Source organism: Paenibacillus sp. P4_A9, assembly GCF_056402415.1.
Map to the genome: position 1 here is coordinate 1 of NZ_JBFUHL010000236.1, position 713 is coordinate 713.

Annotated in this window: 1 protein-coding gene; it reads left to right on the top strand. The window is 32.3% G+C overall.

From position 1 onward, the window contains the following. The first annotated feature begins 61 nt into the window (after positions 1-61). Positions 62-493, top strand: a complete 432-nt coding sequence (locus AC1DVJ_RS31210; RefSeq protein WP_477596848.1) for a hypothetical protein — start codon at positions 62-64, stop codon at positions 491-493. Positions 494-713 lie beyond the last annotated feature (220 nt).

Here is a 713-nt window from a genome sequence, read left to right on the forward strand (position 1 = left end):
CTAACGGGCAGGATTGTTCAATCGATTCGACGAATACATCCAATCATAAAATCATAAAGAAATGGGGAAGAAAGTTATGAATTATCAAGAGGCACTTTTAGAAAAGGTTAAGAATATTGGATTTAAAGGACCGATTGGTCCTCTAATTACAATTAATGAATTTTTCACTGGAAATACAGATGATTATTCAATTGCCGCAAATATTGATAATCATCCAACGATTGATGAATTCCAAAACATTTTGAATGAAATTCAACTGGACAATAGAATTGAGAATGTTTTTATTGAAATTACCGATATTGATGAGGGTCAATGGCTTTATAGTGAGAGGATTTATATTATTGGAACCGTTGAAATAGATGAATTGCTAAAAAGGTTAGAAATTTTACAACCTACTGAAATTGAAGAAGAAAATTCGTTAGAACAAAGCACGAAGAATAGATTTACCATAAAGAATATTAATTCGAAGATTTATAGTGTATTTTGGGATTAAATTTGTAAATTCAAGCAGCTTAGGGTCATTAGGCATTAGTTATTAAGCTAACGATGAACGATAGTTGAGGGGCTTGCTTCGTGGCAGCTCCTCTTTTGTTTGTTAAAGTAACGGGCAGTTTAGCGCAACTTCCAAGTAATGGAATCGTATAAAGTAAGACGATTGAGGAGGTAAATTCGTGAAATTAAAAACAAAACTAATTGCCATTACAGCTATATGT